Genomic DNA, 11,123 nt, shown 5'->3' on the forward strand with positions numbered 1-11,123 from the left:
GCTACGGAGGCGCCCTACTTCCACTGGACGGTGACGTCCCGCGTCTCGACGTGCATGCCCAGCGGCACGCGCCAGGCGTCGACGCACACCGTCCAGGTCTTCTCCTTGCGCGCCCCGGCCGCGATCGGCACCGGAAGCGGCTCGGCCGACTCGACCGTCGCCCAGTCGATGCCGAGCAGCCCGATGATGTGCGTCCCGAACGTCACCGTGCCCGAACGCACCGCTGTCCCGCCCGAGTTGGCGAAGGTCAGCTCGACGTCCTCGCACCACCGCTGCTCGGTGGCCGTGCGGACCGGCTCGCCCCAGCTCAACGAGGCGCGTCCGACGGGAGCCGTCGGACCCGGAGTTGCCGTCGAGGGCGGTGAAGTGGGCGTCGTACGACCGGACTTGGCGCCGCCGGTCCAGGAGCCGGCCTGCGCACCGGGTGTCCCGGCGGCAGCAGTGCCGCCCGGCGCGTCCATGCTCCCCGCACTCGCGTCCCGTTCACCCTTCGTCGTCGTCGGCGCCCCGCCCCTGCCCGTCGTGGCCCGGGGCCGCTCCAGCGGCACCAGCGTCACGCCGCCCGTCGGGGCCGCCGCACCGGAGGCCTGCGGACCGCCCACCGCGCCCGTGGCGACATAGCCCTCGCGCCCGCCGCCCCCGCACGCCGCCAGTGCGGCGCCCAGACAGACGACGGCCGCCGACGCGCCGATCAGGGCGCCTCGACGGCCACGTGTCCATGTCGTCCCGGGAGTCGCTCGCAGCATCGCGCCATGGTGGCTGACGCTCCGTCAAAAAGGAACCCCCGGGTTCCGTTCCGCTCTCTGCCTTCGCTCTCAGTCTCCGCTCAGTCCGAGATCAGGCCTTCGCGCAGCTGGGCCAGCGTGCGGGTCAGCAGGCGGGAGACGTGCATCTGCGAGATGCCGACCTCCTCGCCGATCTGCGACTGGGTCATGTTCGCGAAGAAGCGGAGCATGATGATCTGCCGCTCCCGGGGCGGGAGTTTGGCCAGCAGGGGCTTCAGGGACTCGCGGTACTCGACGCCTTCCAGCGCGCTGTCCTCGTAGCCCAGCCGGTCCGCCAGCGAGCCCTCGCCGCCGTCGTCCTCCGGGGCCGGCGAGTCCAGCGAGGACGCGGTGTACGCGTTGCCGACCGCGAGGCCGTCGACCACGTCCTCCTCGGACACGCCGAGCACGGCCGCGAGTTCGGGGACGGTCGGGGAGCGGTCCAGCTTCTGCGAGAGCTCGTCGCTGGCCTTGGTGAGGGCCAGGCGCAGCTCCTGCAGCCGGCGCGGCACCCGAACCGACCACGAGGTGTCGCGGAAGAACCGCTTGATCTCTCCGACGACCGTCGGCATCGCGAAGGTCGGGAACTCCACGCCCCGCTCGCAGTCGAACCGGTCGATCGCCTTGATCAGCCCGATCGTGCCGACCTGGACGATGTCCTCCATCGGCTCGTTGCGCGAGCGGAACCGGGCCGCCGCGTACCGCACGAGGGGGAGGTTGAGCTCGATCAGGGTGTCCCGGACGTACATGCGCTCGGGGCTGTTCTCGTCCAGCGTGGCAAGCCGCAGGAAGAGGGAGCGGGACAGGGTGCGGGTGTCGATGGCCTCCGAGGAGGCCGGAAGGGCCGGGGCCGGCACGGCCTCCAGGACCGTGACGTCGTCGAGAACGGCGTCGGGCGCGGTCTCGCTCTTCGTGAGCGTGAGCACCTTCGAGCTGCCCTGATCTGCGGACATGCCACCCCCTTTGGGTCGCGGGACGGTCGCGGCCGAGCCTCCCCTGGTGAGGAGTTCAGCCTTCACCTGAATACCGGAGCCGAAGCCGCGGCAAACGCACTGGCGGAAGAATGTCACATGTCGGCAACACGCTGTAGTGACATGTCGACATGCGAGATACGAAACGGCCCTGGAAAGAGGGGGTCTGAGCGTTTTTCGGCAGAGAACAGTCGGGAACGTCCCTGGTGAGCGATTCGCTCGTACCGGTTACGACTCGATCCTGCTTGCGAACTGGGGCGTTCCGGTGTGTTCCGGAGCGTGCGCCCGTGCGCCTCTTATGCCTCGATCCGATTCGCGGATCGCAGCCGCTGGAAGCTACGCGCGAGTAGGCGGGAGACGTGCATCTGGGAGACCCCGAGTTCCGCACTGATTTGCGACTGGGTGAGATTGCTGTAGTAGCGCAGAAGAAGGATTCGCTGTTCGCGTTCCGGGAGTTGGACGAGCAGATGCCGGACCAGATCGCGGTGCTCGACGCCGTCCAGGGCCGGGTCCTCGTAGCCGAGCCGGTCCAGCAGTCCCGGCAGCCCGTCGCCCTCTTGCGCGGCCTCCAGCGAGGTGGCGTGGTAGGAGCGGCCGGCCTCGATGCAGGACAGCACCTCCTCCTCGGTGATGCGCAGCCGCTCGGCGATCTCGGCGGTGGTGGGGGAGCGCCCGAACGCCGTGGTGAGGTCCTCCGTCGCGCTGTTGACCTGCACCCACAGCTCGTGCAGCCGGCGCGGTACGTGGACCGTGCGGACGTTGTCCCGGAAGTACCGCTTGATCTCCCCGACGACGGTCGGCATGGCGAAGGTCGGGAACTGCACGCCCCGGTCCGGGTCGAAGCGGTCGATGGCGTTGATGAGCCCGATGGTGCCGACCTGGACGACGTCCTCCATCGGCTCGTTGCGGGAGCGGAAACGGGCGGCGGCGTAGCGCACCAGCGGGAGGTTGGCCTCGATGAGCGCGCAGCGCACCCGGTCGTGCTCCGGGGTGCCGGGCCGCAGCTCCTTGAGCTCGGCGAAGAGCACCTGGGTGAGGGCCCTGGTGTCGGCGCCACGGCTGCGCGGCGCGGCGGCGGGGGCCGCCGGGGGTTCCGTGACGGCTTCCACGACGGTTTCCACGACGGCTTCGGCGACGGCTTCCTGGGGAGGCGCAGTACTGGCCGACACGGTCAACGCCACCTCTTCATCGATCAACTCATCCGTCAAAAGCGGTCATAGCATCACAAGACATGTGCACTGTGTGCAAGCACCGCATAACGATGTGTTACGCCGTGTTGAGGGGCAAGTTGGTGCAAAAGATGCACGAAAGCCTCCCGCCGTCGCGGCGGGAGGCTCGGTGTCGCGGAGCGTCCGGGCTCAGTACTCGTTCAGTACTCGTAGTCGGCGATCACCCAGGTGGAGAACTCCTTCCACAGGGCCACGCCGGCCTGGTGCTCCGGGTGCTCCACGTAGGCGCGCAGCGCGGCCGTGTCCTCGAACCCGGAGTTGATGGCGAAGTCGTAGGCGATGGGCCGGTCGCTGAGGTTCCAGCCCAGCTCCCAGAAGCGGATCTCGGGGATCTTGCCGTCCAGCGAGCGGAAGGCCTCGACGCCCTCCACGACCCGCGGGTCGTCGCGCTCGACGCCCTCGTTGAGCTTGAACAGGACGAGGTGGCGGATCATGTGCGCTCCTGGCTAGTGGGCCCCGTCGGCGATCCAGGTGAAGAAGTCACCGATGGCCTTCGCGGCGTCCGAGATGCCCTCGAACCCTATCTGGACGTAGTCGGCGGCCTTGGCCGGGTCCGTGATGATCACGTACAGGGCGAAGACCACGAGCACATAGACGGCGATCTTCTTCGCGTTCACCGCCATCGCGGCCTCCCCAGGTCATTCCTTGCCCAACGACCGCACATGATCGCACGAAGGGCCCCGTCTTTCGACGGGGCCCTTCGGAAGCGGTAGCGGAGGGATTTGAACCCTCGGTGACTTGCGCCACACTCGCTTTCGAGGCGAGCTCCTTCGGCCGCTCGGACACGCTACCGAGGGAGACCTTACAGCACCGTGAGCCGTGCTCAGAAATCGGTATTCAGCGGCCCCGGAAGAACCCGGTGAGAAGCCGGGCGCAGTCCTCGGCGAGCACGCCCTCGATCACCTCGGGACGGTGGTTGAGCCGCCGGTCGCGTATGACGTCCCAGAGGGACCCGGCCGCGCCGGCCTTCTCGTCGCGGGCGCCGTAGACCACCCGGTCGAGCCGGGACTGCACGATCGCGCCCGCGCACATCGTGCAGGGTTCGAGGGTGACCACGAGCGTGCAGCCCGCGAGCCGCCACTCACCGAGGTCGGCGGCGGCCCGGCGGATCGCGAGGACCTCGGCGTGCGCCGTCGGATCGCCGCTCGCCTCACGCTCGTTGTGTCCGGCGCCCAGCACGGTCGTACCGTCCGAGGCCAGGACGACGGCGCCCACGGGCACGTCGGTGCCCGCCCGTCCGGCCTCGCTCAGGGCGAGCCGCATCGCGGCCCGCCAGCGGTCACGTACGGGGTCCGCCGCCGTCAGCGGACGGTCTCCAGGACCTCCGAGGCGCCGAGGGCCTCGGCGATCGCGGTCAGCGCGTCCTCGTCCAGCGAGCGCAGCTCCTTGGCGCTGACGCCCAGGTCGTCGAGGACCTCGGCGTCGCCGACCGGGCTGTGCGGCACCGCCTCGGCGGACGGGGCGTCGTCGTCCTCGCCGTCGTCCTCGTCCTCCCCGTCCTCGGTGCCGTCGAGGTCGAGGGCGTCCAGGTCGGGGCCGTCGTCGCCGGGCTCCCTTCCGAGCAGTTCGTCGGTGAGCAGGATCTCGCCGTAACTGCTGCGGGCAGCGGCGGCGGCGTCCGAGACGTAGATACGAGGGTCGTCCTCGCCGTCGATGCGGACGACGCCGAACCAGGCGTCCTCCTGCTCGATCAGAACGAGCACCGTGTCGTCCTCGGCCGAGGCCTCCCGGGCGAGGTCGGCCAGATCCGACAGCGTCTCCACATTGTCGAGGAGCTCTGTGTCGCTCGCTTCCCACCCGTCTTCGGTGCGCGCGAGCAGTGCGGCGAAGTACACCGTGACTCTCCCACTGGTCATAGGCGTGCCGGTTGGGGGTCCCCCCGGCGGAGGCTTGGGCGGGGAAAAGCCGGGGCCGAGCCCCACCCACTCGGAATCGTGGCAGAAACAAGGCGTTCAGGGGACGTCTTCGGCTCCCTGTGTCCGCCCGTTTTGATCGACCACCAGCGGGATCGTACGCGGCGAATCCCGTGCGCACGCACCCGGTCGGCCCTTAGCGGGTCCCCCGGCGGCTCGCGGCTACCAGCGGAAGGTGCGCATACGCATGGCGTGACGCAGCCGGGCGACCTTGGCCCGCCGCGGCTGCACGCGGTCCCGCAACTCACGTGCCTCGGCGCGTTCCCGCAGGAACTGGGCCCTGCGGCGCCTGCGCTCGGCGTCGGTCTGCTGCTGTGACGCGTCCTGTTGGGACTCAGGCTCAGGCATAGGCTCACCACCCCGACGTGCGTCTCTCCCACTTTCCCCCTGATGGGCGGTTTGATGCCAGCGCGAGGGCGCCTCGAGCGCGGTTACTGTTAGGCCATGCGTCTCCACGTCGTCGACCACCCCCTGGTCGCCCACAAGCTCACCACGCTGCGCGACCAGCGCACGGACTCCGCGACCTTCCGCCGTCTCGCCGACGAGCTGGTCACCCTGCTCGCCTACGAGGCCACGCGCGACGTGCGCACGGAGGCCATCGACATCGAGACCCCGGTCGCCCCCACCACCGGTGTGAAGCTGTCCCGGCCGCGCCCGCTGGTCGTGCCGATCCTGCGGGCCGGTCTCGGCATGCTGGACGGCATGGTCCGGCTGCTGCCGACCGCCGAGGTGGGCTTCCTGGGCATGATCCGCAACGAGGAGACGCTGCAGGCGTCCACGTACGCCTCCCGCATGCCCGAGGACCTCTCCGGCCGCCAGGTCTACGTCCTGGACCCCATGCTGGCCACGGGCGGCACCCTGGTGGCCGCGATCCAGGAGCTGATCAAGCGCGGCGCGGACGACGTGACGGCCGTGGTCCTGCTGGCCGCCCCCGAGGGCGTCGAACTCATGGAACGCGAACTGGCGGGCACGCCGGTCACCGTCGTGACGGCAGCGGTGGACGAGCGCCTGAACGAGCACGGCTACATCGTGCCGGGCCTGGGAGACGCGGGCGATCGGCTTTACGGCGCGGCTGAATAGGGGACGATCCCCGTTCGCCGCAGGGGTGCGGGTGCGCGGTTACCGCGGGTCCGCCGTGGCTGGTCGCGCAGTTCCCCGCGCCCCTGTGGGGCGCCTCAGCAGGCCTTCTTCTTGGACGTGGCCGTCGGCTGGGGACCGGACAGCGCGGCCAGCGCCTTGTCCGCGTCCGCCTTGGCCGTGAGGTTCTTGAACGTGTCCCCGATGATCAGGTCGACGTCGGCGCCCTTGCGGGTGTCGGTGCGCTTCTCGGCGGCGGCCAACTGCGTGCCGAGCACGGGCAGCGAGGTGTTCACCGCGGACGCGGGACCGAGCAGTATCCCGGCGCCCTTGACCTTCTTGTCGTAGTCCTTGCTCGCGTTGCCCACGTCGCCGATCTTGAAGCCGCGCTTGCGCAGCTCGTCGGCCGTGCTCTTGGCCAGCCCGCTGCGGGTGGTGGCGTTGTAGACGTTCACGGTGATCTGCGCGGGCTTCGGCAGCGAGCCGGAAGCCTTCGCCGACGCGCTCACCCGCGTCGAGCAGTCCGACTTGGGCCCCGCGGCGGACGCCTTCTTGCCGCCGCCGGTGAAGACGTCGATGAGCTGCAGCGTGCCCCAGCCGATCACCCCGAGCGCGACGACCGAGGCCACCACGGCGAGCACCAGCCGGCCGCGCCTGCGGCGCTGTCGCATCCGTGGGTACTTGTCCCCCGTGATCCGGTACTTCCCGCCCATGCCCGGGGGAGTCAGCATGCTCATGAGCGCAGCGTAGTGCGCCTGAGCGGCGATGCCTACTAGATGATCATTCGACGCCGCACAGGTGACCCGAAAGGGCCAAGCCTTTACCGAACCGCCTCACCGCGGCGCGCGTCAGTCCAGCTCGAGCACGCGCGCGTGCAGTACCTGGCGCTGCTGGAGCGCCGCCCGCACCGCGCGGTGGAGGCCGTCCTCCAGGTACAGATCGCCCTGCCACTTGACGACATGGGCGAACAGATCGCCGTAGAAGGTCGAGTCCTCGGCCAGGAGGGTTTCCAGGTCGAGCTGCCCCTTCGTCGTCACGAGCTGATCGAGGCGGACCGGGCGCGGCGCGACGTCCGCCCACTGCCGGGTGCTTTCCCGGCCGTGGTCGGGGTACGGCCGGCCGTTTCCGATGCGCTTGAAGATCACACGGAAAGCCTACCGGTCCAGACGTTCCGGGCGCAGCCATGGAGACGGAGTGCGACGCTGGAAAAGACGTCGCAAAGCCGGGCATAAGGGAACTGGGGTCCGAGATGAGTGACAGCGAGACCATGCCTGAGGCCACCGCTCCCGAGGCACCCGGAAGCGCGCCCGCCCTGCCCCGCGAGGCCCTGGAGATCGCCTCCGGCTACGCCTTCTCGGGACCGGCCCTCGACCTGGGCGCCCTGCTCTGGGACGGCACCTGTCTGCCGGACGCGCAGATCCGTGTCCCGCTGCCGATGCTCAACCGCCACGGGCTGGTCGCGGGCGCCACCGGCACCGGCAAGACCAAGACCCTGCAGCTGATCGCCGAGCAGCTCTCGGCCCAGGGTGTGCCGGTGTTCCTGGCCGACGTGAAGGGCGACCTGTCCGGGATCTCCGCGCCGGGGCAGCCGAACGACCGGGTGACGGGACGCGCCGCCGAGGTCCATCAGCACTGGACGCCGGCCGGCTTCCCGGCCGAGTTCTACGCCCTCGGCGGACTCGGTCACGGCATCCCCGTACGGGCCACGATCACCAGCTTCGGCCCGGTGCTGCTGTCGAAGGTGCTCCAGCTCAACCAGACCCAGGAGCAGTCCCTCGGGCTGATCTTCCACTACGCCGACCAGAAAGGGCTGGAACTGATCGATCTGAAGGACCTGAGGGCGGTCGTCGCCTTCCTCACCTCCGACGAGGGCAAGGCGGAGCTGAAGACCGTCGGCGGGCTGTCCACCGCAACGGCCGGCGTCATCCTGCGCTCCCTCACCGCCTTCGAGGCGCAGGGCATGGCGGACTTCTTCGGGGAACCGGAGTTCGACACCGCCGACCTGTTGCGGACCGCGCCGGACGGGCGGGGCGTGGTCTCGGTCCTGGAGCTGCCCGCCGTGCAGGACAGGCCGCAGCTGTTCTCCACCTTCCTGATGTGGCTGCTGGCCGATCTCTTCCACGACCTGCCCGAGGTCGGCGACGCCGACAAACCGAAGCTGGTCTTCTTCTTCGACGAGGCGCATGTGCTCTTCGACGACGCCTCGAAGGCCTTCCTGGACTCGATCACCCAGACCGTCCGGCTGATTCGCTCGAAAGGGGTCGGCGTCTTCTTCGTCACCCAGACCCCGAAGGACGTACCGTCCGACGTCCTCGGCCAGCTCGGCAACCGCGTCCAGCACGCGCTCAGGGCCTTCACGCCCGACGACCAGAAGGCCCTCAAGGCCACGGTGAAGACCTTCCCCAACTCCGCCTACGACCTGGAGGAGCTGCTCACCGGGCTCGGCACGGGCGAGGCCGTCGTGACCGTCCTCAGCGAGAAGGGTGCCCCGACCCCGGTCGCGGCGACCCGGCTGCGTGCCCCCGAGTCCCTGATGGGCCCCGTCGACGCGGGCGCCCTCGACCAGGCGGTGAGGTCCTCGCAGTCGTACGGACGTTACGCACAGGCTGTGGACAGGGAGTCGGCGTACGAGAAGCTGACGTCCGGCAAGCCCGCCGGCGCCAAGGGGCCGGACGAGATGAGGGAGGCGGCCCGGGCGCCGAAGTCCCGACCCCAGCCGTCCGTGGTCGAACAGGTCGTCGACAGCGGCATGTTCAAGTCCCTGGCCCGTTCCGTCGGCACGCAGATCGGACGGGAGATCACCCGCTCCCTGTTCGGGACGGCCCGGCGAAGGCGCTGACCCCGCCGGGCCGCCGGGTCAGCGGTCCCGTTCCCGCGGGGACCGCTCGGGCTCCGGTCGCTTCACTTCCGGTTTCGGTGCGCTGCGCGCGGCCTCGGCGCGCAGCAGGGCGCGCAGGACCGCGTACGGGTCGGTGGGCATGGCTGTGTTCCTCGCGTAGGTGCCGACTTTTCCCGGAGCGGGGTCGGTCAGCAGCGCAGGACCACGGTGCGCAGGGCGTGCGGTGCCCGGGGCAGGACGGTCGTCGCGGTCACCCCGGGCTCCTGGGGAGCCGGGTCCGGCAGCGGCGCGGGCCGCAGGGGTACGACCGCCCGGGCCGCGGCGCGGACCACGGGAGGCAGGGCCACCTCGGTCGCGTCGCACTGGACGCACTCGGGCGACACCGGGACCGAAGCGGCCGCGTGCGTCTCGCCGGGCACCAGGAGGGCGAGCAGCAGCACGAGGACCCGCAGCCAGATGCGAATGCGGGAGAGGTGTCGTGCGATGCTCACGCCAGGTGTCTGCCCCGACACGCGAGGTGATCGACCTGCCGGTCACCGGATCCGCCCATACGGGCTACACCGCGCACCTGACCCGTTCCGCCGGCCCTTGATGCGAAGGTCGGCCGGCCCCTATCTCCCGGCTGACTTCGTGGACTTCGCTGACTTCGTGGCCTTGGCTGCCGTCTTCATCTCCTGTTTGTGCGCCCGCACCCTGGCCAGCGACTCGGGCCCGGTGATGTCGGCGACGGACCGGAAGGACTCCGCCTCGCCGTAGGCCCCGGCGGCCTCACGCCACCCCTCGGGCGTCACGCCCAGCTGCTTGCCGAGCAGGGCGAGGAAGATCTGCGCCTTCTGCCTGCCGAAGCCGGGCAGCTCCTCCAGGCGCCGCAGCAGCTCCCGCCCGTCGGCCACGCCCTTCCACACCAGCTCGGCGTTGCCGTCGTAGTGCTCGACCAGGTACTGGCACAGCTGCTGGATCCGCTTGGCCATCGAGCCGGGGTAGCGGTGCACGGCCGGCTTCTCGGAGAGGACCGCGGCGAAGGCCTCCGGGTCCTGCGCGGCGATCTCGTGCGCGTCCAGGTCGTCGGCGCCGAGCCGGTCCGCGATGGTGCGGGGTCCCTTGAACGCCCACTCCATCGGGACCTGCTGGTCCAGCAGCATCCCGACCAGCGCGGCGAGCGGGGACCGTCCGAGGAGCGCGTCGGCCGCGGGGTCCTGGGCGAGGTGAAGGGTGACGTCCATGCCCCCGATCATGCCTCGGTACGGGGCGGAGCTCCACGTGAGCGCGGGGCCCGGCCCCCTGTCTCATCGAGGCCGCACGGCTCCCGTACGATTCGGGCACAGAATATTAGGCAAGCCTTACCTAAGAGAGTTGGGGGCAGGGTGGCGACCGAGATCCACCGGGACGCATGGGGCATTCCGCATCTGCGGGCCGGCGGCGTCCGTGACCTCGCCCGCGCGCAGGGGGTGGTGACCGCCCGGGACCGGGCCTGGCAGCTGGAGGTCGAACGGCACCGCGCGCAGGGCACCTCGGCCTCCTTCCTGGGCCCCGAGGCGCTGCCCTGGGACGTGTTCGCCCGTCGCGCCCGCCTCGACGACACCGCCCGGCGCTGCTGGACGGCCCTGGAGGAACGGGACCCGGAGACCGCGGAGTGGGTGGCCGCGTACGTCGACGGCGTCAACCGGGAACTGCCCGCCACCACCGCCCCCGAGTTCGCCCGGAGCGGCCTCGCCCCCGGCCGCTGGGAGCCCTGGACCCCGCTCGGCGTCTGGCTCGCGACGCACATCCTGTTCGCGGGGTTCCCGGCGAAGCTCTGGCGCGAGCAGGCGATACGGCACCTGGGGCCGGAGTCGGTGGCCCTGTTCGCCACGGACGGGCCCGCCACGGCCGGCAGCAACGGCTGGCTGGTCGGCGGGGCGCGGACCACGACCGGGCACGCGGTGATCGCCGGTGACCCGCACCGCTTCATCGAGGACCCGGGCGTCTACCAGCAGATCCATCTCTCCTGTCCCGACTTCGACGTCGTCGGCCTCGCCGTCCCCGGCGTTCCGGGCATCGCCCACTTCGGCCACACCGGCACGGTTGCCTGGGCCATCACCAACGCCATGGCCGACTACCAGGACCTCTACCGGGAGCGGCTCCGGCGGACGGGCGCGGGCGTGGAGGCCCTCGGCCCGGACGGGGTGTGGCGGCGGGCGGTGAGGCAGGTGGAGACCGTGGCGGTGGCGGGGGAGGCGCCCGTCGAGGTCGAGGTGCTCGAGACGGAACGGGGGCCGGTGATCGCCGGGGGCCCGGAGGGGCTCGACGGCGGAGTGCCGGACGACGAACCCCTGGCGCTCGCCCTGCGC

16 protein-coding genes and 1 tRNA gene are annotated in these 11,123 nt (G+C 70.8%); 3 read left to right on the forward strand and 14 right to left on the reverse strand.

Features of this window, described 5'->3' with window-relative positions:
• Window positions 1-14: 14 nt before the first annotated feature.
• The 9 genes from GRC12_RS20795 to GRC12_RS20835 all read right to left on the reverse strand — a co-directional run bounded on the left by GRC12_RS20795 (window position 15) and on the right by GRC12_RS20835 (window position 5,225).
• On the reverse strand, window positions 15-746 hold the full coding sequence (locus GRC12_RS20795) for a hypothetical protein (RefSeq protein ID WP_208780815.1): 732 nt from the start codon (window positions 744-746) through the stop codon (window positions 15-17).
• 80 nt (window positions 747-826) lie between these two features.
• On the reverse strand, window positions 827-1,717 hold the full coding sequence (locus GRC12_RS20800; RefSeq protein ID WP_208780816.1) for an RNA polymerase sigma factor SigF: 891 nt from the start codon (window positions 1,715-1,717) through the stop codon (window positions 827-829).
• Between the two features lie 314 nt (window positions 1,718-2,031).
• Window positions 2,032-2,916, reverse strand: a complete 885-nt coding sequence (locus GRC12_RS20805) for an RNA polymerase sigma factor SigF (protein WP_439959899.1) — start codon at window positions 2,914-2,916, stop codon at window positions 2,032-2,034.
• 188 nt (window positions 2,917-3,104) lie between these two features.
• The gene (locus GRC12_RS20810; RefSeq protein WP_208780817.1) at window positions 3,105-3,398 is read right to left on the reverse strand and encodes a Dabb family protein; all 294 of its coding nucleotides are present in this window, start codon (window positions 3,396-3,398) and stop codon (window positions 3,105-3,107) included.
• A gap of 12 nt (window positions 3,399-3,410) precedes the next feature.
• Complete coding sequence (locus GRC12_RS20815; RefSeq protein ID WP_165955203.1) at window positions 3,411-3,587, reverse strand: hypothetical protein; 177 nt, start codon at window positions 3,585-3,587, stop codon at window positions 3,411-3,413.
• Between the two features lie 84 nt (window positions 3,588-3,671).
• Window positions 3,672-3,756, reverse strand: a tRNA-Ser gene (locus tag GRC12_RS20820).
• A 45-nt stretch (window positions 3,757-3,801) separates the two neighbouring features.
• Window positions 3,802-4,227 carry a tRNA adenosine(34) deaminase TadA gene (tadA, locus tag GRC12_RS20825; RefSeq protein ID WP_208780818.1) on the reverse strand — a complete coding sequence of 142 codons (426 nt, stop codon included), beginning with the start codon at window positions 4,225-4,227 and terminating at the stop codon, window positions 3,802-3,804.
• A 38-nt stretch (window positions 4,228-4,265) separates the two neighbouring features.
• Window positions 4,266-4,799 carry a tRNA adenosine deaminase-associated protein gene (locus GRC12_RS20830; protein WP_133049775.1) on the reverse strand — a complete coding sequence of 178 codons (534 nt, stop codon included), beginning with the start codon at window positions 4,797-4,799 and terminating at the stop codon, window positions 4,266-4,268.
• A 240-nt stretch (window positions 4,800-5,039) separates the two neighbouring features.
• Window positions 5,040-5,225, reverse strand: a complete 186-nt coding sequence (locus GRC12_RS20835) for a hypothetical protein (RefSeq protein WP_133049738.1) — start codon at window positions 5,223-5,225, stop codon at window positions 5,040-5,042.
• A gap of 96 nt (window positions 5,226-5,321) precedes the next feature.
• On the opposite strand from GRC12_RS20835, the gene upp reads away from it, so the two are divergent.
• On the forward strand, window positions 5,322-5,957 hold the full coding sequence (gene upp, locus GRC12_RS20840) for a uracil phosphoribosyltransferase (RefSeq protein WP_208780820.1): 636 nt from the start codon (window positions 5,322-5,324) through the stop codon (window positions 5,955-5,957).
• Window positions 5,958-6,052: 95 nt separating this feature from the next.
• Here the strand turns inward: upp and GRC12_RS20845 are convergent, their stop codons facing one another.
• Window positions 6,053-6,691 carry a LytR C-terminal domain-containing protein gene (locus GRC12_RS20845; RefSeq protein ID WP_244373459.1) on the reverse strand — a complete coding sequence of 213 codons (639 nt, stop codon included), beginning with the start codon at window positions 6,689-6,691 and terminating at the stop codon, window positions 6,053-6,055.
• Window positions 6,692-6,802: 111 nt separating this feature from the next.
• Window positions 6,803-7,099 carry a type II toxin-antitoxin system VapB family antitoxin gene (locus GRC12_RS20850; protein ID WP_003999914.1) on the reverse strand — a complete coding sequence of 99 codons (297 nt, stop codon included), beginning with the start codon at window positions 7,097-7,099 and terminating at the stop codon, window positions 6,803-6,805.
• A gap of 104 nt (window positions 7,100-7,203) precedes the next feature.
• Here GRC12_RS20850 and GRC12_RS20855 point away from each other — a divergent pair, with 104 nt between their 5' ends.
• Window positions 7,204-8,793, forward strand: coding sequence for a helicase HerA-like domain-containing protein (locus GRC12_RS20855; RefSeq protein ID WP_208780822.1), 1,590 nt, complete (start codon window positions 7,204-7,206; stop codon window positions 8,791-8,793).
• Between the two features lie 18 nt (window positions 8,794-8,811).
• Here GRC12_RS20855 and GRC12_RS46440 read toward each other — a convergent pair whose 3' ends face one another.
• The 3 genes from GRC12_RS46440 to GRC12_RS20865 form a co-directional block, all read right to left on the reverse strand.
• Window positions 8,812-8,934 (reverse strand): hypothetical protein, encoded by a 123-nt coding sequence (locus tag GRC12_RS46440; protein ID WP_280117501.1) that lies wholly within the window; start codon window positions 8,932-8,934, stop codon window positions 8,812-8,814.
• Window positions 8,935-8,981: 47 nt separating this feature from the next.
• Complete coding sequence (locus GRC12_RS20860) at window positions 8,982-9,284, reverse strand: hypothetical protein (RefSeq protein ID WP_208780824.1); 303 nt, start codon at window positions 9,282-9,284, stop codon at window positions 8,982-8,984.
• Between the two features lie 120 nt (window positions 9,285-9,404).
• Window positions 9,405-10,016, reverse strand: a complete 612-nt coding sequence (locus tag GRC12_RS20865; protein ID WP_208780826.1) for an HhH-GPD-type base excision DNA repair protein — start codon at window positions 10,014-10,016, stop codon at window positions 9,405-9,407.
• Between the two features lie 141 nt (window positions 10,017-10,157).
• Here GRC12_RS20865 and GRC12_RS20870 point away from each other — a divergent pair.
• The coding region (locus GRC12_RS20870) for a penicillin acylase family protein (protein WP_208780828.1) at window positions 10,158-11,123 on the forward strand (966 nt) is incomplete at its 3' end.

It is taken from the genome of Streptomyces griseorubiginosus, from assembly GCF_017614965.1.
Taxonomy (GTDB): Bacteria; Actinomycetota; Actinomycetes; order Streptomycetales; family Streptomycetaceae; genus Streptomyces; species Streptomyces griseorubiginosus_B.

Excerpts from the sequence above, each read along its gene's own strand:
- GRC12_RS20795 (WP_208780815.1), bottom strand. The coding sequence starts at position 746 with ATGCTGCGAGCGACTCCCGGGACGACATGGACACGTGGCCGTCGAGGC.
- GRC12_RS20800 (WP_208780816.1), bottom strand. The coding sequence starts at position 1,717 with ATGTCCGCAGATCAGGGCAGCTCGAAGGTGCTCACGCTCACGAAGAGC.
- GRC12_RS20810 (WP_208780817.1), bottom strand. The coding sequence starts at position 3,398 with ATGATCCGCCACCTCGTCCTGTTCAAGCTCAACGAGGGCGTCGAGCGC.
- GRC12_RS20815 (WP_165955203.1), bottom strand. The coding sequence starts at position 3,587 with ATGGCGGTGAACGCGAAGAAGATCGCCGTCTATGTGCTCGTGGTCTTC.
- tadA (WP_208780818.1), bottom strand. The coding sequence starts at position 4,227 with ATGCGGCTCGCCCTGAGCGAGGCCGGACGGGCGGGCACCGACGTGCCC.
- GRC12_RS20835 (WP_133049738.1), bottom strand. The coding sequence starts at position 5,225 with ATGCCTGAGCCTGAGTCCCAACAGGACGCGTCACAGCAGCAGACCGAC.
- upp (WP_208780820.1), top strand. The coding sequence starts at position 5,322 with ATGCGTCTCCACGTCGTCGACCACCCCCTGGTCGCCCACAAGCTCACC.
- GRC12_RS20845 (WP_244373459.1), bottom strand. The coding sequence starts at position 6,691 with ATGAGCATGCTGACTCCCCCGGGCATGGGCGGGAAGTACCGGATCACG.
- GRC12_RS20855 (WP_208780822.1), top strand. The coding sequence starts at position 7,204 with ATGAGTGACAGCGAGACCATGCCTGAGGCCACCGCTCCCGAGGCACCC.
- GRC12_RS46440 (WP_280117501.1), bottom strand. The coding sequence starts at position 8,934 with ATGCCCACCGACCCGTACGCGGTCCTGCGCGCCCTGCTGCGCGCCGAG.
- GRC12_RS20865 (WP_208780826.1), bottom strand. The coding sequence starts at position 10,016 with ATGGACGTCACCCTTCACCTCGCCCAGGACCCCGCGGCCGACGCGCTC.